The organism is Pseudomonas sp. P9_2, from assembly GCF_034008255.1.
Lineage (GTDB): Bacteria > Pseudomonadota > Gammaproteobacteria > Pseudomonadales > Pseudomonadaceae > Aquipseudomonas > Aquipseudomonas synxantha_A.
On sequence record NZ_CP125376.1, the window covers coordinates 2411758 to 2430804 of the forward strand.

The window sequence follows — 19047 nt, forward strand, 5'->3', positions numbered from 1 at the left end:
GTGTGGGAGGGGGCTTGCTCCCGATGGCGCCGTGTCAGGCAACTACCTTGTTGCTGACCCACCGTCATCGGGAGCAAGCCCCCTCCCACATTTGGATTGGTGTTCTTACTTGCCGAGCTTGCGCAGCTCATCCGACTCCACCACCCGCACGCCATCCTGTTCTTCCAGCGCCAGGCGCCACATGGCGCGAGCCAGTTCGCAGACTTCGATGCCGTGGTACTTGCCCGGAATCAAGCGCGACAACGGCCCGGCAAGCTGTTCGGCCAGACGCGGTTCCAGCCGGTCCCCCAGCAGCAAGGAAGGTCGCACGATGGTCAGTTGCGGCCAGTCCTGGGCTTTGAGTGCCTGCTCCATTTCGCCCTTGACTCGGTTGTAGAACACTGAGGATTTCGGGTCGGCGCCGATCGCACTGATCACGATCAGATGCCGCGCACCCAGTTCCCGAGCGCGCTTGGCGAAGGCCACCACCATGTCCAGATCGACCGCACGGAACGCCGCTTCCGAGCCGGCTTTCTTGATCGTGGTGCCCAGGCAGCAAAAGGCAATGTCCACCCGGCCGCTCAGTTGCGGCAGGAACACCGCAGGGTCGCCCACCGGGTTTTCCAGGCGTGGGTGTTCAGCCAGCGGCTTGCGGCTCGGCGCCAGTACACGGGTCACGGTGGGTTCGTTGAGCAGACGATCAAGCAGGTGTTCGCCGGTGAGGCCGGAGGCCCCCGCCAGCAGGATATGCTGAGGTGTCAGGTACATGATGTTTCCCCCTTGTTACACGTTACAGCTTAGTTGCCTTTGGCTTCCTTGCTATTCATTGAGACGCTTTCGAGCGCCTTTCGTGCCTGCTGTTTGCGTAATAGTTGCCAATGGGCGATCACGCCTTTGGGCGCCCAGATCTGCGGTTCTGAGGCTTCGAAGTTGTCCGCCTGCTCGCGTTCGGCCACATGCAGTTGTGCCAGTTTGAACGCGTGTTGCAAATCGTCCGTTTGGTTGAAGGCTTGTGCGAAAAGGGCATCGCCAAAGTAGGTAAAGTCCGCCTCTTCTGAACAGCCAAAGGACACGCGATCTGCACGGGAAGCCGTCATGATCAGCGTGCGCTCATCTTTCAGGGCCGGAATGAAACCGCCGGAGTAGCAGGCGGAAATCACGATGATCTTGTCGCGGTTTTTCAACGGCGTCAGCACGGCGGCCAGTTCATCGGCGGGCAGGTCGGCCAGTTCCATGCGCGGCTGGTCGAGCACCAACTCATGTTCATGGGTGCCGTGGCTGGTCAAGTAGATAAATACCAGGTCTTCGGGCCCGGTACGTTCGGCCAGGGTTTGCACGGAACGCCGCAGGCTTTCACGGGTGGCCAGTGGACGGTCGGCGATGTGGTCACGATGGTTGACCAGGCGGACCTGCCCGCGTGCGCCGAAGCGTGTGGTGAGCAGGTTGCTGACGTAATCGGCTTCGCGCAGGAACACGCTTTGCTTGCCGTCACCTGCCAACGCCAACGTATAAAGCTCGACGGCAGGTGTCGAGGCCGGCACGGCGGCCAGGGCCTCGTCGAGCAAGCGGCCTTGGGCCAATAGGCCGGTTTCCAGTGGGTCGGGCAGTAACTTGCCATCGGCATCGCGCACGCGCAGGCCATTGACCCAGGTGCCGGCCTGCACGGTGCCGTCGGTGAGCACGAGGGTGCCACGCCCCTGATAGTTGTCGCTGTCGAAGCCACCGATATAGAAGCTGCCATCGGTGAGGTTCAGGCGCCCCTCACCGGTAAAGCGCCAGTCACTGAACTGACCGACGTAGTGGCTGCCATCGGCGCCAATCAACTCGCCTTTGCCACTGAGGGCGCCTTCCTTGAACTGGCCGATCCATACGTCGCCGTCGGCGTTTTCATAGCGGCCTTTGCCGTTGAGTTGGTTCTGCTTGAATTGGCCGATATAGATATCGCCCTCAGCGCTATTGAAGGTGCCATTGCCCTCCAGTTGGCCATCGACAAAGTGGCCGCTGAACTGATTGCCGCTGTCGTCATTGCGCTGGCCTTCGCCATTGGGCTTGCCGTGGGCAAATTGGCCCTGGTACTGGCTGCCATCGGCCAATTCCAGGCGACCGAGGCCTGCATACTGGTCGTCCTTGAACTCGCCGCGATAGGTCATCTGCCCTTCTTTGAGGGTGCCTTCGCCATTGCGTCGACCGTTCTTGAAGCTGCCGACATAGCTGCTGCCCGTGGTAGTCAAGCTGCCCTGGCCATCAAACAGGCCCTGCTGGAACTGGCCTTTATAGACTTCGCCATTGCTGCCATGCCATTCGCCCTGGCCGTGCCACTGGCCTTTATCGAACTGGCCGGCGTACCAACTGCCGTTGGGGTAGTCCACGCGGCCCTGGCCTTGCAGCAGGCCGTTGACCACATCGCCACGGTAGCGGCCGCCATCGGGCAGGCGCGCATCGGGCGGCAACAGCGATTCGCCGTCTCCGCAAGCGGTCAGCAACAGGGCAAGGGCAAGGGGAGCGAGTGGGCGCATAGCGGGATCCGGATAATTGAGCGCCGAGTATGCCGCAGCCGCGAGATTCATACATAAATTTACATACACTGTGGCAAGGTTTATTGCCTCGCCACAGGGTCGGCCTTACACGAAGCAGAGTGACAGCGACTCGGCAATATAGGCAGGTTTCTCCTGGCCTTCGATTTCCAGGGTGGCGGTGGCCTTGAACAGCCATTGGCCGGGTTTTTTCTCGGTGACGTCGGTGAGCGTGACGTTCAGGCGTACCTTGGAGTCGACCTTCACCGGCTGGATGAAGCGCACACTGTCCAGGCCGTAGTTGACGGCCATTTTCAAGCCCTCGGGCATGATCAGGATGTCTTCCATCAGCTTGGGCATCAGTGACAGCGACAGGAAACCGTGGGCGATGGTGCTGCCGAACGGGGTTTGTGCGGCCTTGACCGGGTCGACGTGGATGAACTGATGATCGCCGGTGGCCTCTGCGAACAGGTTGATGCGCGCCTGGTCGATGGTGAGCCATTCGGAACGTCCCAGTTCCTTGCCGACATAATCTTTGAGCTGCGCTACGGGTACATAGGGCATTGCGTCTCTCCTGGGTTCATCATTTTTATCCCCCGTTGATAAGGGGTTTTATATGGGATACAGAGAACCAATGTAGATCATCATGGGCAAATGGCCCGGTCAACCCAACATGCTTTTGGCGAATGCCTGGGCATAGGGCGGGCGTGCTTATAATGTGCATGGGCTTTGAGGGGGGAGAGAGCGGGATGCTGTTACGTGGCCTGACTTGGCTGGTGCTGTTTCAATTGATCGGTACGGCGATCAATCATTTGCTGTTGCCGGTACTGCCGGGGCCGATCATCGGGCTGCTGCTGATGCTGGGCTTTCTGGTCTGGCGCGGTGAAGTCGGCGAGCCGCTGAGCCTGGCGGCTGGCAGCCTGTTGCGTTATCTGCCGTTGCTGTTGGTGCCGCCTGCCGTGGGAGTGATGGTCTACGCCAAGGACATTGTCGCGGACTTCTGGGCTATCGTCGGGGCGCTGGTGTTGTCGCTGGTGATCGCCATGGGCTTTGTCGGTGTGCTGATGCAGCAGATGGTCAGGCGCAAGGAGAAGGACCAATGATGCTTGACTGGCAGGGCGCCTGGACGGCGGTCATTCATCACCCGTTGTTTGGCATCGGTATCACCCTGGGCGCCTATCAGTTGGTGCTGGCGGGGTACGAGAAAACCCGCTGGATCTTCCTGCAGCCGGTGCTGGTGTCGATGTTGCTGGTGATCGGTGTGTTGCTTGCCTGTGGCCTGAGTTACGCCGAGTACCGCGAAAGCACCGAGATCATGGGGATCCTGCTGGGGCCTGCAACGGTGGCATTGGCGGTACCGCTTTATCTTAACCTGCGGCGGATTCGCCAATTGTTCTGGCCGATTTTTACTACGCTGGTGGTAGGCGGGGTGTTGGCTACCGGCTTGTGTGTGCTGTTGGGGTGGTGGTTTGGTGCCGAACACAGGGTGCTGATGACCATGGCACCCAAGTCGGTAACGTCGCCGATTGCCATGCTGGTCGCCGAACAGATTGGTGGCGTGGCGGCATTGGCGGCAGTGTTTGTACTGATCACCGGGGTGGTCGGCGCGATGATCGGCCCGGCGTATCTGTCGCGGCTGGGTGTGCACAGCCCTGAAGCGCGGGGCATGGCGCTGGGCATGACCGCTCATGCGGTCGGCACCTCGGTGGCCCTGCAGGAAAGCGAAGAGTGCGGCGCTTTTGCGGCGCTGGCCATGAGCCTGATGGGCGTGGCGACGGCGGTGTTTCTGCCGTTGGCCGTGTCGGTAATTGTTTAACCCGGGTTTTAAGGAAACCGTTATGAGTCTGGCGCTGTTCCCACTCAACACTGTGCTGTTCCCAGGCTGCACCCTCGACCTGCAGATATTCGAGGCGCGCTACCTGGACATGATCAGCCGCTGCATGAAAAAGGGCGAAAGCTTTGGTGTGGTGTGCATCTTCAATGGCCTGGAAGTGGGCATAGCCCCGGACGGCTACGCGCTGATCGGCTGCGAAGCGTTTATTCGCGACTTCAAACAGCAGGACAACGGCCTGCTGGGGATTCGTGTGGAAGGTGGCCGGCGTTTCCGCGTACTAGACGTCACGGTGCAGAAAGATCAATTGCTGGTGGCCGAGGTTAAATGGTTGGAGGAGGTGCCGGATCGGCCTCTGGAAGAAGAGGACGCCGACTTGCTGGCGCTGCTGGAGGCTCTGGCGGAGCACCCGATGGTAGCTTCGCTGGAGATGAACGCCCATGCCGAAGGCCAGCAGGCCCTCGGCAACCAACTGGCGTACCTGCTGCCGTTTACCGACGCCGATAAGGTCGACTTGCTGCAAATTGACGATCCGCAGCAGCGGCTGGATGCCATTCAGATGTTGCTGGATGAATTGCAGGGTGAGTTGTTCACCTGAGATACGGAATTTTCTGCGGTTGCTTTCGGATTTTGCTACGTCATTTCAGGCGCGACGCCTGCAATATTTTCCGATCACACCATAATGATCGGGGATGACCATGATTCGTCTGACACCATCGGAACAAGTCGCCTGGGACACGTATTTTGTCAGCGTGACCACGCAATTGCTCCAGCAGGACGCCACCCGGGGCGCGGAGTACATCGCCGAGCGCGCCGCCGAGATTGCCGACGAGATGCTGCTGGAGCGACGCGAACGTTGCGTGGAGCGTCGCTCTGCTTCAGTCGACTGGATTGGCCCGGCCAAGGGTCAGTAGGCGTACCTGAGCAATGCATGGGAGGTGCCGGTGAATGCAATGAAGCCGAGCACCGCCACCACCGCCGGCAATACCAGCCACCAGGCTTTTTGCGTCATTGCCGGCAGCGGGCTGCGGTACTGGATCACGGTCAGGCTGAATGCGCATACCGTCATGGCCAGTAGCGTGCCTGCGAGGATGTCGCTGGGCCAGTGAGCGCCCAGGTACACCCGCGACAGAGCAATGAATGCGGCGGGTATGCAGCCCAGCAGCATCCAGGTCAGGCGCAACCGCGTGGGTTGGCCGCGACCGGCCAATACCGCGAGCGCCAGGAAGAACGCAAAAGCGCCGGAGGCATGGCCGCTGGGCATGCTGAAACTGGTCAACGGGTCGGTCAGAATCTCCGGGCGGCCACGGGCAAAGAACAGCTTGGTGCCGGTGTTGATCACCGCCGCGCCTGCCAGGGTCGCTCCTACAAACAGCGCGTGTCGCCATTGCCGGGCCACAAACAACAGGGCGGTGAACACCGCGCTGGCGACGAACATTTTCTTGAACTCGCCCAATTGCGTGATCCGCACCATCACCTCATCCAGCCACGGGCTGCGATGCTCCTGCACCAGGGCGCTCAGGCCCTGATCGAAGTCATTGAGATGCGGGTAGCCGATAAACAGCGCGATCAGCAGGGTCAGGCTGGCACAACCGATCCACAACGTTGCGCGACGATGGGCGCGCAGGCTGCTGTTCAAACTTAATCCCAATAGCGCCGCCAGGCACGCCGCAACAATCGCCGCTTCCGGCCAGAAACCTTCCGGCAAGGGCAGGCGGAACGCGGCACCGGCTGCCCAGCCCGGCAGCAGATACGCCACTGACCAACCGGCGGCGGCGATCACGCTGACGATCGCAAAGCGCGGGAGCGGCATGTCGCACATACCGGCGACCATCGGCAGCATGGGCCGCAATGGCCCGATGAAGCGCCCGACCAGCAAGCTGGCGATTCCGTACTTGTGGAAGTAGGTTTCTGCGCCATTCATCCATTCCGGATGATGGCGCAGGCCCGGCAAGCGCCGGATGTTCTGATGGAAGTGTCGGCCCAGGTAGTAGGAAACCCCGTCGCCCAATAGTCCGCCGAGGAAGCCCAGCAGCAGGGTTTCACTCAGTGACAACGCACCGCTGCCGGCCAGTGCGGCAATCGCAAACAGCAATACCGTGCCCGGCACGATCAGCCCGGCAATGGCCAGGCACTCCACGCACGCGACAATAAACACCGCGGCTGCCAGCCATTGCGGGTTCAGGGTCAGCCAGCCGGTGATGCTATCGAGCCATTGGCCCATACAATCCACTCCATAATGAGACGGTGAATTTCCACTGTGGGAGCTGGCTTGCCTGCGATGGCTGCGGCATGGCCAGCATGGAAGTTGCCTGGCCCACCGCTATCGCAAGCAAGCCAGCTCCCACATGGGATGTGTCGCCCGTTAGATCAAAAAATAATCGCGGCCTTCGACCTGCCCGCGACGCAGCGGGTTCCGCGTGCAGTACGGCGCATAGCCGGCATCGACGAAGCGATACATCAAGTGTTCATCGCGCCCGCTGGGAATGCCCAGCCGGGTGGTCTGGATAATCTGCGTGGGCACCTGGCCCACATCTTCGACATACAGCAGTTCCTGATCGAAGCGCTTGGCGTCCCACATCGGCACTTTCAGGCCCAGCGCCTTGCACAGCAGGGTCTGCCCGGCGCACAGCTTCTGCGCCGGGCGCGGGCTGCCGTCGGGGTTGGGGTTGTTCAACAGCATTTGCGCCAGGCTTGCCGGCCCGCAGATTTCATCGACCCACGGGTAAGCCGACTTGATCAGCACGGCATTCCCCGGGCCGTGGGCGCTGAAGTTCAGGGAATCACCGCCCCTGGCGTAGTACATATAGATATGACCGCCATCCAGAAACAAAGCCTTACGCTTTTCTGTGTAACCCAGCGACGCATGGCTGCCTTTTTCGGCCACGTAATAGGCTTCGGTTTCAATAATTCGCGCCGAAAGCCAGAGATCACCAACACGGTGGCGAATGATTTTCCCCAACAGCTCTTGCGCGAGCAGTTGTGCATCGCGGTCGAAGAAGCCGTCGGGCAGGGCGCTTGCGGGGAGTGGGGCGGTAAGTCCGGGCATGGCGTTCAGGGTTATTACGGCTAAATGTGACGGAATAATAACAACTCTCACCTTAATTACCGCTGAACCCCGGGTTTTTACAGTTCATTTCGACCATCCGCCCCTCACCGCTGTCAGTCGAGCGGCGTCACAGCTATAATCTGCCGCTTTCCTCTTTGCCAAGACTCCCTGACCATGACTGAGTCCGTTCTTGACTACATGACCCGCCTGGGTCGCGCTGCCCGTCAGGCCTCGCGGTTGATCGCCCGTGCGAGCACTGCGCAGAAGAACCGTGCGCTGCTGGCGGCTGCCGATGCTCTGGATGCTTCGCGCTCCGAGTTGACCGCTGCCAATGAACTGGACTTGGCCAATGGTCGCGCCAATGGCCTGGAACCGGCCTTGCTGGATCGCCTGGCACTGACCCCGGCACGTATCGACGACATGATCGAAGGCCTGCGTCAGGTGGCCAAGCTGCCTGACCCCATCGGTGAAATCCGCGACATGCGTTACCTGCCGTCCGGTATCCAGGTAGGCAAGATGCGCGTGCCGCTGGGTGTGATCGGCATCATCTACGAGTCGCGTCCGAACGTGACCATCGACGCCGCGAGCCTGTGCCTGAAGTCGGGCAACGCCACCATCCTGCGAGGCGGCTCCGAGGCGATCAATTCCAACCGTGCTATCGCCGCCTGCATCCAGCAAGGCCTGGCCGTGGCCGAGTTGCCAGCCGAAGTGGTGCAAGTGGTGGAAACCACCGACCGCGCGGCTGTGGGCGCGTTGATCACCATGCCGGAATTCGTCGACGTGATTGTGCCCCGTGGCGGCAAGAGCCTGATCGAGCGCGTCAGCCGCGATGCCAAGGTGCCAGTCATCAAGCACCTGGACGGCGTGTGCCACGTCTTCATCGACATCGCCGCCGACCTCGACAAGGCGATTCGCATTGCCGACAACGCCAAGACCCACCGCTACGCGCCGTGCAACACCATGGAAACCCTGCTGGTGCACGCCGGCATTGCCGAGCGCGTGCTGCCGCCGCTGGCTGCCATCTACCGTGACAAGGGCGTGGAGCTGCGTGGCTGCGAGCGTACCCGTGCACTGCTCGGCAGCGATGTGATCGAGGCGACTGAACAAGACTGGTACACCGAATACACGGCGCCGATCCTGTCGATTCGCATCGTCGACGACCTGGACCAGGCCATCGAGCACATCAATAAATACGGCTCCAAGCACACCGACGCCATTGTTTCCGAGCACTTCAGCGATGCCCGGCGTTTCCTCAATGAAGTGGACTCCGCTTCGGTGATGATCAACGCCTCGACACGTTTTGCCGACGGCTTCGAGTATGGCCTGGGGGCGGAGATCGGTATCTCCACCGACAAGCTCCATGCACGTGGCCCGGTTGGCCTTGAAGGGCTGACCAGCGAGAAGTACGTAGTGTTCGGCGACGGTCATGTGCGCACTTGATGGCTAAACGCATCGGGCTGCTCGGCGGTACTTTCGACCCCGTGCACATCGGCCATTTGCGCAGTGCCCTGGAAGTCGCCGATGCCCTGGCGCTGGACGAGGTGCGGCTGCTGCCCAATTTTCGGCCGCCGCATCGCGATACGCCGCAGGTGTCTGCGCAACAGCGCCTGGAAATGGTGCAGGTGGCCGTAGAGGGCATACAGCCGTTGATGGTGGACGACCGCGAGCTCAAGCGCGATAAACCGTCCTACACTGTCGACACCCTGGAATTGATGCGCGCCGAGATGGGCGCAGATGACCAGTTGTTTCTGCTTTTGGGCTGGGACGCATTTTGCGGCCTGCCCTCTTGGCACCGCTGGGAGGAGCTCCTCCAGCATTGCCACATCCTGGTTTTGCAACGCCCGGATGCCGACAGCGAACCGCCGGATGCCTTGCGCAACCTGCTGGCCGCGCGGTCGGTAAGTGACCCCTTGGCCCTGACCGGGCCGAACGGGAATATTGCATTCGTCTGGCAGACCCCGCTTGCGGTGTCCGCCACCCAGATCCGTCAACTGCTGGCCAGCGGTAAGTCGGTACGTTTCCTGGTGCCTGACGCGGTCCTGGCCTACATCGATGCGCACGGGCTTTACCGTGCGTCGAACTGAAAAGGCGCGCTTGAACGCACGAACCGTGCAGCAAGCGCCCGAACATACGAGCAAAACGAGTTTTATATGACGAACAAAGACGTAAGCAAAGTTAAGCGCAAAGGCACCTTCAAAAGCGCACCGCTGCCGGTTGAAGCCCACGTGGGCCCGGAATTGGCTGGCGAAGAGCTGGTGAAAGTGGCCGTGGCCGCCCTGGAAGACGTTAAGGCCCAGGACATCCAGGTGCTGGACGTACGCGACAAGCAAAGCATCACCGACTTCATGATCATCGCTACCGGTACTTCCAACCGTCAGATCGGCGCGATGCTCGACAAGGTTCGTGAAGCCGTCAAAGCCCAGGGCGTGAAGCCTCTGGGTGAAGAAGGCAAGGGCGACAGCGACTGGGTACTGCTGGACATGGACGATGTGATCGTTCACATGATGACCTCCAACGCCCGCCAGTTCTACGACCTGGAGCGTCTGTGGAAAGGCGCCGAGCAGAGCCGTGCCGCCGATGGCAAGCACCACAGCCCGGAAGTGGGCCACGCGCACTTCGACAAGCTCAACAAAGACCAGGAATAAGGAACGGCTGTGCGCCTGCGTCTGATCGCTGTCGGTTCACGCATGCCCAAGTGGGTGGAAGAAGGCTGGCACGAGTATGCCAAGCGTCTGCCCGCTGAGCTGTCGCTTGAACTGGTGGAAATACCGCTCAATACCCGGGGCAAGAACGCCGATGTGGCGCGCTTTATCCGCCAGGAAGGCGAAGCCATGCTGGCCAAGGTCGGCCCCAACGAGCGTATCGTCACTCTCGAAGTGCACGGCAAGCCCTGGAGCACCGAGCAGTTGGCGGTGGAACTGGATCGCTGGCGCCTGGATTCGCGTACGGTCAACTTCATGGTCGGTGGCCCCGAGGGGCTGGCGCCGGAAGTCTGTGCGCGAGCCGATCAGCGCTGGTCGTTGTCGGCGCTGACATTGCCGCACCCGTTGGTAAGGATTCTGATCGGTGAACAGCTGTATCGCGCCTGGACAGTCCTGTCCGGGCACCCTTACCACAAATAGTCTGCGCCGCCCCCGATGACCCAGCCGATCCGCATCAAGGACCACGAGAAAGACGCACGTCTGGTACGCGCGCGGGTGGTGTTCGGTGCGATTTTGGTGGTGGTGCTGATGTGTGTGCTGATTGCGCGTCTGTATTTCCTGCAGGTGATCCAGTACGACTATCACTCCACGCTGTCGGAAAACAACCGGGTGCATGTGCAGCCGATTCCGCCGACCCGTGGGCTGATCTTCGACCGCAATGGCGTGGTGGTCGCGGATAACCGCCCCAGCTTCAGCCTGAGCATGACCCGTGAGCGTTCCGGCGACTGGCAGCAGGTGCTCGATGTGATTGTCGAGGTGCTGCAACTGACGCCGGAAGACCGGGTGATCTTCGAGAAACGCATGAAGCAGGGGCGCCGGCCGTTCGAGCCGGTGCCGATCCTGTTCGAGCTGACCGAAGAGCAGATCGCCCGAATCGCCGTGAACCAGTTCCGTCTGCCGGGTGTGGAAGTGGTGGCGCAGTTGGTGCGCCACTATCCGCAAGGGGCGCACTTTGCCCACTCGGTCGGCTATATGGGGCGGATCAACGAGAAAGAGCTTAAAACCCTCGACCCGGTCAATTACAGCGGCACCCATCATATCGGCAAGACCGGCATCGAGCGGTTCTACGAGCCCGAGCTGCACGGCCAGGTGGGTTACGAAGAAGTCGAGACCAACGCCCGCGGCCGCGTCTTGCGCGTGCTCAAGCGTACCGACCCGATACCGGGCAAGGACATTGTGCTGAGCCTGGACATCAAGTTGCAGGAAGCTGCCGAGATGGCCCTGGGGGGCCGGCGTGGTGCCGTGGTGGCGCTGGACCCGAAGACCGGCGAAGTGCTGGCGATGGTCAGTCAGCCGAGTTTCGACCCTAACCTGTTCGTCACCGGCATCAGCTTCAAGGCCTACGCCGAGTTGCGCGACTCCATCGATCGACCGCTGTTCAACCGTGTATTGCGCGGCCTGTATCCACCGGGTTCGACCATCAAGCCGGCGGTGGCGATCGCCGGCCTGGACTCCGGTGTAGTCACGGCCTCCAGTCGGGTCTATGACCCCGGCTACTACATGCTGCCCAACTATGATCACAAATACCGCAACTGGAACCGCTCCGGTGACGGCTATGTCGACCTGGACACCGCGATCATGCGCTCCAACGACACCTATTTTTACGACCTGGCCCACAAGCTGGGGATCGATCGCCTGTCTGCCTACATGGGCAAGTTCGGCCTCGGTCAGAAAGTCTCTCTGGACATGTTCGAAGAGTCTCCCGGCCTGATGCCGTCGCGGGAATGGAAGCGTGCGACGCGCCGTCAGGCATGGTTCCCGGGTGAAACCCTGATCCTGGGGATCGGCCAGGGCTATATGCAGGCCACGCCGCTGCAACTGGCCCAGGCCACGGCGCTGGTGGCCAATAAAGGCATCTGGAACCGGCCGCACCTGGCCAGGACCATCGAAGGCGAAAAGCCGGTAGACGACAACCCGATTCCCGACATTGTGCTGCGCGACCCGTCCGACTGGGCCAAGGTCAACCACGGCATGCAGCAAGTCATGCACGGCGCACGGGGTACCGCACGCAAGGCGGCAGCCGGCGCGCAATACCGCATCGCCGGCAAGAGTGGTACGGCCCAGGTGGTCGCGATCAAGCAGGGCGAAAAATATGACCGTTCCAAGGTTCAGGAGCGTCACCGCGACCACGCCTTGTTTGTCGGCTTCGCCCCGGCTGACGACCCGAAAATCGTGGTCTCGGTGATGGTCGAGAACGGTGAGTCCGGCTCTGGCGTCGCGGCGCCCGTGGTGCGGCAGATCATGGATGCCTGGCTGTTGGCCGAGGATGGCAAGCTCAAGCCCGAGTATGGCGGCCCCCCATCAAGCCCCGAGGTTACGGCCCGTGAAGAGTAATTTTGACCGCATCCTCTCCAGCGAGGATGTGATGCGTCGCCGTGCGACGTTGCTGCAACGCATGCACATTGATGGGCCGCTGCTGATCCTGCTGCTGACCTTGGCGGCCGGCAGCCTGTTCGTGCTGTATTCGGCCAGCGGCAAGAACTGGGACCTGTTGATCAAGCAAGCGTCCTCGTTTGGCCTGGGCCTGTTGTCGATGGTGGTGATCGCCCAGCTTGAACCGCGCTTCATGGCGCGTTGGGTGCCGCTGGGGTATGTCGCCGGCGTGTTGCTGCTGGTGGTGGTGGATGTCATGGGCCATAACGCCATGGGGGCCACGCGCTGGATCAACATTCCCGGGGTGATTCGCTTCCAGCCGTCGGAATTCATGAAGATCCTGATGCCGGCTACCATCGCCTGGTACTTGTCCAAGCGCACCTTGCCGCCACAGCTCAAGCACGTGGTGATCAGCCTGCTTCTAATCGGCGTGCCGTTTATTCTGATCGTGCGCCAGCCTGACCTTGGCACCTCATTGCTGATTTTGGCCGGTGGCGCGTTCGTGCTGTTTATGGGCGGCTTGCGCTGGCGCTGGATCCTCAGCGTGCTGGCCGCTGCCGTCCCCGTGGCCGTGGCCATGTGGTTCTTCTTCATGCACGACTATCAGAAGCAACGGATCCTGACGTTCCTCGACCCGGAGAGCGACCCGCTGGGCACCGGCTGGAACATCATCCAGTCCAAGGCAGCCATCGGTTCCGGCGGCGTATTCGGCAAAGGCTGGTTGCTGGGCACCCAGTCCCATCTGGACTTCTTGCCCGAGAGTCATACCGACTTCATCATCGCGGTGATGGGCGAAGAGTTCGGCCTGGTGGGCATTTGCGCCTTGTTGTTGATCTATCTGCTGTTGATTGGTCGCGGCCTGGTGATTACCGCCCAGGCGCAGACGCTGTTCGGTAAATTGCTTGCCGGCAGCCTGACCATGACTTTTTTTGTTTACGTTTTCGTCAACATCGGTATGGTCAGTGGCCTGCTGCCGGTGGTTGGGGTGCCGTTGCCATTCATTAGCTACGGCGGAACTTCGCTGGTGACATTGCTGTCAGCGTTTGGGGTTTTGATGTCGATTCATACGCATCGCAAGTGGATCGCACAGGTTTGAATAAGGTGAAGATGTCAATGCAAGTAATGCGCGGCTGGGCGACTCGGCATGCGACCTGGATGGGCCTGATTGGGCTGCTGGGGGCAACGCAAGAGGCGCAGGCCGGTGACTACGATGGTTCACCCCAGGTCGCCGAATTTGTCGGTGAGATGACCCGCGACTACGGTTTTGCCGGCGAGCAACTGATGGGCGTGTTCCGCGAAGCCCAGAAAAAGCAGGCGATCCTCGACGCCATTTCCCGCCCCGCCGAACGCGTGAAGCAGTGGAAGGAATATCGCCCGATGTTCCTTACTGACGCACGTATTGCCCGCGGCGTGGACTTCTGGCGTCAGCATGAAGCCGTCCTGGCCCGCGCCGAGCAGGAATACGGCGTGCCGGCCCAGGTCATCGTCTCGATCATCGGCATTGAAACGTTCTACGGCCGCAATACCGGCAGCTATCGGGTGATCGACGCCTTGTCGACCCTGGGCTTCGATTACCCGCCGCGTGCCGAATTCTTCCGCAAGGAGCTGCGCGAATTCCTGCTGCTGGCCCGCGAAGAACAGGTCGACCCGATGACACTCAAGGGCTCGTACGCCGGTGCGATGGGCTTGCCGCAGTTCATGCCGAGCAGCTTTCGCGCCTATGCGGTGGACTTTGACGGCGACGGCCATATCAATATCTGGAGCAACCCCGACGATGCCATCGGCAGCGTGGCCAGCTACTTCAAGCGTCACGGCTGGGTTGGCGGCGAACCGGTGGTTATCCGCGCCGATGTCACAGGTGAGCGCGCCGATGAAGGCTTGACCCAGGGTATCGAGCCGGTCAAGACCGTCGGGGAGTTGCGAGCGCTGGGCTGGTCGAGTCAGAATGCGCCACGCGACGACATGCCGGTGACGGCATTCCGCCTGGAAGGTGCAAACGGCCCGGAATACTGGATGGGCCTGAAGAATTTCTACGCAATCACGCGTTATAACCGCAGTGTGATGTACGCCATGGCCGTGCATCAGCTGTCAGATGAGCTGGTTCAAGCACGGGGCAACAAGTAATGCGGGTATCGCCGTTCAAAAAACCGCTCAAGCTGGTGGCGTTCGCCGCGTTGTCCTTGCTGGTTGCCAGTTGCTCCACCACCCCTAACCGTGCGCCTGCCAAGAAGGCCGGCGGCGCGGTGGTGCGCGCCCAGCCGGGCCTGGACATCAACCGTGCGCACAAAGATGGCGCGCCGTGGTGGGATGTGGATGTCTCGAAAATCCCGGATGCCACGCCGACCCTGCATACCGGCCCCTACAAGGCCAACCCCTATACCGTGCTGGGCAAGAATTACTTCCCGCTGCAGGAATCCAAGACCTACGTGCAGTCCGGCACCGCGTCCTGGTACGGCACCAAGTTTCATGGCCAGAACACCGCCAACGGCGAAGTGTATGACCTGTACGGCATGAGCGCGGCCCACAAGACCCTGCCGTTGCCCAGCTATGTTCGCGTTACCAACCTCGACAACAACCGCACGGTGATCCTGCGGGTCAACGACCGCGGGCCGTTCTATTCGGACCGGATCATCGACTTGTCCTACGCTGCCGCCAAGAAGCTTGGCTACGCCGAAACCGGCACCGCACGGGTGAAAGTCGAAGGCATCGACCCGGCGCAGTACTGGGCCCAGCGCGGCAAGCCGGCGCCGTTGATGCTCAACGAACCGGCAACCCCGCAACCGCAAGTGACGGCCTCGACCGGCAAGATCGAGCAGTGGACGCCGCCGCCGGCGCAACATGCTCCGGATACCGTCGTCGTTCCTCATGCAGCACCGGGCGCCTCGATGGTGGGCGGGCAATACCTGCAGGTCGGCGCTTTCGCCAACCCGGATGCGGCAGAACTGTTAAGGTCCAAGCTCAGCGGTATGGTCAGCGCGCCGGTCTTCATCAGCTCCATCGTGCGTAACCAGCAAACGTTGCACCGTGTACGCATGGGCCCGATCGGTTCGCCAAGTGAAGTGGCGCAAGTGCAGAACAGCGTGCGCCTGGCCAACCTGGGGCAACCCAGTGTGGTCACCGCAGAATAAGTAACGGATTGATGGCTCAGGTGCGCCCGCGCGCTTGAGTCCAGGTTGTTGGCTCGTTGAACAATAAAAACCCAGGGGCAAGGGGTGAGCGGGCAACCGAACACGTGACAGTCTGGAAGCGGGCTGTCTGAATAGTTTTGCCCGCGAGGGCAAGTTTCCATAAGCAATTTCGAGAGACGGATGAACATCACCACCTTAGCCAAACGCACGTGCCTGCTTATCTCGCTGATCATCACCCCGGCCGCCTGGGCGGTTGAAATGGTGCCGGCCTCCCCGCAACTGGCCGCCAAGTCGTGGGTCCTCATGGACGCCGCCAGTGGCAACGTGCTGGTCGAAAACGGCGGTGATGTACGCCTGCCGCCAGCCAGCCTGACCAAGCTGATGACTGCCTATATCGCGACCCTGGAAATCCGTCGCGGCCAGATCGGCGAGAACGACCCGGTCACCGTCAGCGAAAACGCCTGGCGTACCGGTGGTTCGCGGATGTTCATCAAGGTCGGCTCGCAAGTCACCGTCAGTGACCTGTTGCACGGCATCATCATCCAGTCCGGCAACGACGCCAGCGTCGCCCTGGCCGAGCACATCGCCGGCAGCGAAGATGCGTTCGCCGACGTGATGAACAAGACTGCAGCCGACCTGGGCATGACCAACAGCCACTTCATGAACCCGACCGGCCTGCCGAACCCAGAGCATTATTCGTCGGCTCATGACATGGCAATCCTGGCGCGCGCGATCATCCGCGTTGACCCGGTGCACTACGCGATCTACTCCCAGAAGGAATTCTTCTGGAACAACATCAAGCAGCCTAACCGCAACCTGCTGCTGTGGCGCGACAAGACCGTCGACGGTCTGAAAACCGGCCACACCGACGAAGCCGGCTACTGCATGGTGTCGTCCGCTGTGCGTGATGGTCAGCGCCTGATCGCCGTGGTATTCGGCACCAACAGCGAGCAGGCCCGTGCGGCCGAGACGCAAAAACTTTTGACCTACGGTTTCCGCTTCTTCGAAACCCAGACCTTCTACCAGAAGGGTGCCGAGCTTGCGACCGCGCCGGTATGGAAAGGCGCCACCTCGCAAGTCAAGGCCGGCCTGGCCGACGACCTGACCCTGACCATGCCTAAAGGCCAGCTGAAAAAGCTCGCCGCCAGCATGACCCTGAACCCGCAATTGGTTGCCCCAATCGCCAAGGGCGACGTGATCGGTAAAGTCGAAGTCAAGCTGGACGACAAGGTGGTGCACAGCGCCGACCTGATCGCGCTGGACGCTGTCGAGGAAGGTGGTATCTTCCGCCGCGTATGGGATAGCATCCGTCTATTCTTCTACGGCTTGTTCAACTGATTGTGTGCACCTGCAAAGCCCCGCGTTGATCCAGCGCGGGGCTTTGCCCGTCGCCACGGCTTAGCGCTTACGAGGCTGTTCTGCCATGACCGATAAAGACGTAGAAGTAAAGGCGCCAAAGATCGAATTTCCAGTGACGGATTATCCCGTCAAGGTGATCAGCGATACCGGTGTCGGCCGCAAGGACAAGATTCTCGAAATCGTCAGGAAACACGCGACGATCAACGACAACCGCGTGGACGAGCGTCAAAGCTCCACCGGCAAGTACACCACGATTCAGTTGCACATCGTTGCGACCGATCAGGACCAGCTCTACAACATCAACAGCGAACTGCGGGCCACCGGCTTCGTGCACATGGTGCTGTGATGTCGCACGTTCTGGGCTTTCGCGAGCTCGGCCAGATGGCCTACGAGCCGGTCTGGCATGCCATGCAGCGCTTTACCAACGAGCGCGGCACCTCGGCCCCGGATGAAATCTGGCTGGTGGAACATCCGCCGGTATTCACCCAGGGGCAGGCCGGCAAGGCCGAGCATTTGTTGCTTCCGGGTGATATTCCGGTGGTGCAGGTCGACCGGGGTGGCCAAGTGACTTACCATGGCCCAGGGCAATTGGTGGCTTACCTGTTGCTGGATGTGCGCAAACTGGGTTTTGGCGTGCGCGATCTGGTCAGCCGCATGGAGGCTTGCCTGATCGAGCTGCTGGCCAGTTACGGCGTAACCGCCGCGGCCAAGCCCGATGCACCCGGTGTGTATGTAGACGGCGCGAAAATCGCCTCTCTGGGGCTGCGTATTCGCCACGGTTGTTCCTTTCACGGCCTGGCCTTGAACGTGGACATGGACCTGGCGCCGTTCCGACGGATCAACCCGTGCGGTTATGCCGGGCTGGCGATGACCCAACTGAGCGATCATGCCACACCGATTAAATTTGCCGAGGTTAGTGCCCGGCTGCGCGCGCAGCTCGTCAAACACCTCGACTATGCAGAGCAGACGACCCTGACGGGCGGAATCGATTGATATGACTACTGATGTTGTGCAAACCATGATCCCGACGCTGGACATCACTGAGCGTCCAGCCCCGGCCCCGCGTGCCAAGGTGGAAGCCGGCGTCAAGCTGCGCGGCGCCGAGAAGGTTGCACGCATCCCGGTCAAGATCATCCCGACCACCGAACTGCCGAAGAAACCCGACTGGATTCGCGTGCGCATCCCGGTTTCGCCGGAAGTCGACCGTATCAAGTCCCTGCTGCGCAAACACAAACTGCACAGCGTATGCGAAGAAGCGTCCTGCCCGAACCTGGGTGAATGCTTCTCCGGCGGCACCGCCACGTTCATGATCATGGGCGACATCTGCACCCGTCGTTGCCCGTTCTGCGACGTCGGCCACGGCCGTCCGAAACCTCTGGACGTCAACGAGCCGGAAAGCCTGGCCATCGCCATTGCCGACCTGAAACTCAAGTATGTGGTGATCACCTCGGTTGACCGTGACGACCTGCGTGACGGCGGTGCCCAGCACTTTGCCGACTGCATCCGCGAAATCCGCAAGCTGTCGCCGAACGTGATGCTCGAAACCCTGGTGCCGGACTACCGTGGCCGTATGGACGTGGCGCTGGAAATCACCGCCGCCGAGCCGCCGGATGTGTTCAACCACAACCTGGAAACCGTACCGCGCCTGTACAAGGCTGCGCGTCCGGGTTCGGACTACCAGTGGTCGCTGACCCTGCTGCAGAAATTCAAGCAGATGATGCCGCACATCCCGACCAAGTCCGGCTTGATGCTGGGCCTGGGCGAGACTGACGAAGAAGTCATCGAAGTCATGAAGCGTATGCGCGAACACGACATCGACATGCTGACCCTGGGCCAGTACCTGCAACCATCGCGCAGCCACTTGCCGGTGCAGCGTTTCGTGCACCCGGACACCTTCGCCTGGTTCGCCGAGGAAGGTTACAAGATGGGCTTCAAGAACGTGGCGTCGGGCCCGTTGGTGCGTTCTTCGTACCACGCCGATGAGCAGGCCAAGCTGGTCAAGGCGAGCCTGGTTTCGTAAGCCGCCCCCAGAATCAATGTGAAATGCTGGCTTGTGTGGGAGCTGGCTTGCCTGCGATAGCATCACCTCGGTGTCACTGATACACCGAGGCGC

At 61.1% G+C, this 19047-nt stretch carries 21 protein-coding genes; 16 read left to right on the forward strand and 5 right to left on the reverse strand.

Translation table 11 applies throughout. The features are described 5' to 3' along the window. Nucleotides 1-105 precede the first annotated feature (105 nt). The 3 genes from QMK52_RS10750 to QMK52_RS10760 form a co-directional block, all read right to left on the reverse strand. Nucleotides 106-747 carry an oxidoreductase gene (locus tag QMK52_RS10750; protein WP_005791787.1) on the reverse strand — a complete coding sequence of 214 codons (642 nt, stop codon included), beginning with the start codon at nucleotides 745-747 and terminating at the stop codon, nucleotides 106-108. Nucleotides 748-776: 29 nt separating this feature from the next. Beyond that, nucleotides 777-2495, reverse strand: a complete 1719-nt coding sequence (locus QMK52_RS10755; protein ID WP_005791785.1) for a C13 family peptidase — start codon at nucleotides 2493-2495, stop codon at nucleotides 777-779. Nucleotides 2496-2600: 105 nt separating this feature from the next. Next, nucleotides 2601-3056 (reverse strand): MaoC family dehydratase, encoded by a 456-nt coding sequence (locus QMK52_RS10760; RefSeq protein WP_005791783.1) that lies wholly within the window; start codon nucleotides 3054-3056, stop codon nucleotides 2601-2603. A 185-nt stretch (nucleotides 3057-3241) separates the two neighbouring features. Here QMK52_RS10760 and QMK52_RS10765 point away from each other — a divergent pair, with 185 nt between their 5' ends. From QMK52_RS10765 to QMK52_RS10780, 4 genes are all read left to right on the forward strand, one after another. Then, nucleotides 3242-3595 (forward strand): CidA/LrgA family protein, encoded by a 354-nt coding sequence (locus tag QMK52_RS10765; protein ID WP_005791782.1) that lies wholly within the window; start codon nucleotides 3242-3244, stop codon nucleotides 3593-3595. Further along, the gene (locus tag QMK52_RS10770; RefSeq protein WP_005791780.1) at nucleotides 3592-4308 is read left to right on the forward strand and encodes an LrgB family protein; all 717 of its coding nucleotides are present in this window, start codon (nucleotides 3592-3594) and stop codon (nucleotides 4306-4308) included. Before QMK52_RS10765 ends, QMK52_RS10770 begins: the two co-directional genes overlap by 4 nt. A 22-nt stretch (nucleotides 4309-4330) precedes the next feature. After that, nucleotides 4331-4921: an LON peptidase substrate-binding domain-containing protein gene (locus QMK52_RS10775; RefSeq protein ID WP_005791777.1), complete on the forward strand. Its 591-nt coding sequence runs from the start codon at nucleotides 4331-4333 to the stop codon at nucleotides 4919-4921. 100 nt (nucleotides 4922-5021) lie between these two features. After that, nucleotides 5022-5237 (forward strand): hypothetical protein, encoded by a 216-nt coding sequence (locus tag QMK52_RS10780; RefSeq protein WP_032803985.1) that lies wholly within the window; start codon nucleotides 5022-5024, stop codon nucleotides 5235-5237. Here the strand turns inward: QMK52_RS10780 and QMK52_RS10785 are convergent. Together QMK52_RS10785 and QMK52_RS10790 are read right to left on the reverse strand one after the other, a co-directional pair. Then, nucleotides 5231-6547, reverse strand: a complete 1317-nt coding sequence (locus QMK52_RS10785; protein WP_005791773.1) for a bifunctional DedA family/phosphatase PAP2 family protein — start codon at nucleotides 6545-6547, stop codon at nucleotides 5231-5233. The two genes, QMK52_RS10780 and QMK52_RS10785, sit on opposite strands and share 7 nt — an antisense overlap. Nucleotides 6548-6688: 141 nt before the next feature. Beyond that, nucleotides 6689-7372: a DNA-3-methyladenine glycosylase gene (locus QMK52_RS10790; RefSeq protein WP_005791771.1), complete on the reverse strand. Its 684-nt coding sequence runs from the start codon at nucleotides 7370-7372 to the stop codon at nucleotides 6689-6691. 174 nt (nucleotides 7373-7546) lie between these two features. On the opposite strand from QMK52_RS10790, the gene QMK52_RS10795 reads away from it, so the two are divergent. The 12 genes from QMK52_RS10795 to lipA all read left to right on the forward strand — a co-directional run bounded on the left by QMK52_RS10795 (nucleotide 7547) and on the right by lipA (nucleotide 18954). Next, nucleotides 7547-8812, forward strand: a complete 1266-nt coding sequence (locus tag QMK52_RS10795; protein ID WP_005791769.1) for a glutamate-5-semialdehyde dehydrogenase — start codon at nucleotides 7547-7549, stop codon at nucleotides 8810-8812. Then, nucleotides 8812-9456, forward strand: coding sequence for a nicotinate-nucleotide adenylyltransferase (gene nadD, locus QMK52_RS10800; RefSeq protein ID WP_005791767.1), 645 nt, complete (start codon nucleotides 8812-8814; stop codon nucleotides 9454-9456). Before QMK52_RS10795 ends, nadD begins: the two co-directional genes overlap by 1 nt. A gap of 66 nt (nucleotides 9457-9522) precedes the next feature. Beyond that, nucleotides 9523-10017, forward strand: a complete 495-nt coding sequence (rsfS, locus tag QMK52_RS10805) for a ribosome silencing factor (protein ID WP_003176298.1) — start codon at nucleotides 9523-9525, stop codon at nucleotides 10015-10017. A 9-nt stretch (nucleotides 10018-10026) separates the two neighbouring features. Further along, nucleotides 10027-10494 carry a 23S rRNA (pseudouridine(1915)-N(3))-methyltransferase RlmH gene (gene rlmH / locus QMK52_RS10810; RefSeq protein ID WP_003176297.1) on the forward strand — a complete coding sequence of 156 codons (468 nt, stop codon included), beginning with the start codon at nucleotides 10027-10029 and terminating at the stop codon, nucleotides 10492-10494. Between the two features lie 15 nt (nucleotides 10495-10509). Next, a complete protein-coding gene (mrdA, locus tag QMK52_RS10815; protein WP_005791763.1) occupies nucleotides 10510-12408 on the forward strand; it encodes a penicillin-binding protein 2 in 1899 nt (632 codons plus the stop codon). Nucleotides 12409-12439: 31 nt separating this feature from the next. Next, a complete protein-coding gene (rodA, locus tag QMK52_RS10820) occupies nucleotides 12440-13543 on the forward strand; it encodes a rod shape-determining protein RodA (RefSeq protein ID WP_050549432.1) in 1104 nt (367 codons plus the stop codon). 17 nt (nucleotides 13544-13560) lie between these two features. Further along, nucleotides 13561-14571 carry a lytic murein transglycosylase B gene (gene mltB / locus QMK52_RS10825; protein WP_005791758.1) on the forward strand — a complete coding sequence of 337 codons (1011 nt, stop codon included), beginning with the start codon at nucleotides 13561-13563 and terminating at the stop codon, nucleotides 14569-14571. Then, the gene (locus QMK52_RS10830) at nucleotides 14571-15575 is read left to right on the forward strand and encodes a septal ring lytic transglycosylase RlpA family protein (protein WP_005791756.1); all 1005 of its coding nucleotides are present in this window, start codon (nucleotides 14571-14573) and stop codon (nucleotides 15573-15575) included. Before mltB ends, QMK52_RS10830 begins: the two co-directional genes overlap by 1 nt. Nucleotides 15576-15755: 180 nt before the next feature. Then, the gene (locus QMK52_RS10835; RefSeq protein WP_005791754.1) at nucleotides 15756-16913 is read left to right on the forward strand and encodes a D-alanyl-D-alanine carboxypeptidase family protein; all 1158 of its coding nucleotides are present in this window, start codon (nucleotides 15756-15758) and stop codon (nucleotides 16911-16913) included. An 85-nt stretch (nucleotides 16914-16998) separates the two neighbouring features. After that, nucleotides 16999-17280 carry a DUF493 domain-containing protein gene (locus QMK52_RS10840; protein ID WP_005791752.1) on the forward strand — a complete coding sequence of 94 codons (282 nt, stop codon included), beginning with the start codon at nucleotides 16999-17001 and terminating at the stop codon, nucleotides 17278-17280. Beyond that, complete coding sequence (gene lipB / locus QMK52_RS10845; RefSeq protein WP_032879294.1) at nucleotides 17280-17927, forward strand: lipoyl(octanoyl) transferase LipB; 648 nt, start codon at nucleotides 17280-17282, stop codon at nucleotides 17925-17927. The genes QMK52_RS10840 and lipB overlap by 1 nt, the downstream gene beginning before the upstream one ends. A 25-nt stretch (nucleotides 17928-17952) precedes the next feature. Further along, complete coding sequence (gene lipA / locus QMK52_RS10850) at nucleotides 17953-18954, forward strand: lipoyl synthase (protein WP_161794304.1); 1002 nt, start codon at nucleotides 17953-17955, stop codon at nucleotides 18952-18954. Nucleotides 18955-19047 lie beyond the last annotated feature (93 nt).